Genomic DNA, 871 nt, shown 5'->3' with positions numbered 1-871 from the left:
CGAAGTCAGTGACCTAACCGTAAGGAAGGAGCTGCCGAAGGTGGGACCGATAACTGGGGTGAAGTCGTAACAAGGTAGCCGTATCGGAAGGTGCGGCTGGATCACCTCCTTTCTAAGGAAAAAAGTAAGGGTTGTTGTTTATTGTTTAGTCATCAAGGACTGAGCACGCGACGTTCATGAGACGAACATCATCAAACTTGTTTGAATGATTGTTCGGAACAGGAACGAAGCATGTGAAAGCTTGAATCTATCGAAAAGAAGCGGAGCGGATTTGAGATAGATAAGAAGCGGAGCGGATTTGAGATAGATAAGAAGCGTGCGAAGGAAAGATGATAAGTTACAGATTCTGTCAAAAGAACTGGTAACATTTCTGGTGGCGATGCGCTTGGGGGTAACACCCGTACCCATCCCGAACACGATGGTTAAGACCCAAGCGGCCGATGGTACTGCACTGGAGACGGTGTGGGAGAGTAGGTGGCTGCCAGATTAAAAAAAAGATGGGCTTATAGCTCAGCTGGTTAGAGCGCACGCCTGATAAGCGTGAGGTCGGTGGTTCGAGTCCACTTAAGCCCACTTTAATATCCAATATGGGGGATTAGCTCAGTTGGGAGAGCGCCTGCCTTGCAAGCAGGAGGTCACGAGTTCGAATCTCGTATTCTCCACTAAGATGCGAAGTTCTAAAATCTATGATTTTATCGCTCATGGCATTACATGCCAATGCATCGAAAAGCATTTATGCTTAGACAAGCAAGCTTGTCACACATAACTGTTTTCGAATATTCGCATCTATATGTACCTTGAAAATTGCATATAAGAAATAGAAATGATAAGATAAATATCTTATTCAAGACATCCGAGGTAATTGTTATTA

At 44.5% G+C, this 871-nt stretch carries 2 tRNA genes and 2 rRNA genes; all 4 read left to right on the top strand.

The annotated features are described in order from the left end of the window. Positions 1-112: ribosomal RNA gene (locus H8S07_RS14235) — 16S ribosomal RNA — on the top strand; the annotation flags it as partial. A gap of 257 nt (positions 113-369) precedes the next feature. Continuing rightward, positions 370-487 (top strand): 5S ribosomal RNA (gene rrf / locus H8S07_RS14230). Positions 488-499: 12 nt separating this feature from the next. Beyond that, positions 500-573, top strand: a tRNA-Ile gene (locus tag H8S07_RS14225). Between the two features lie 16 nt (positions 574-589). Beyond that, positions 590-662, top strand: a tRNA-Ala gene (locus H8S07_RS14220). Positions 663-871: the final 209 nt, after the last annotated feature.

It is taken from the genome of Dorea hominis (assembly GCF_014287705.1).
In the GTDB taxonomy this organism is placed as follows: domain Bacteria; phylum Bacillota; class Clostridia; order Lachnospirales; family Lachnospiraceae; genus Dorea_D; species Dorea_D hominis.
Note: the sequence above shows the minus strand (reverse complement) of the source record. Positions and strands in the feature narration are given on the sequence as shown.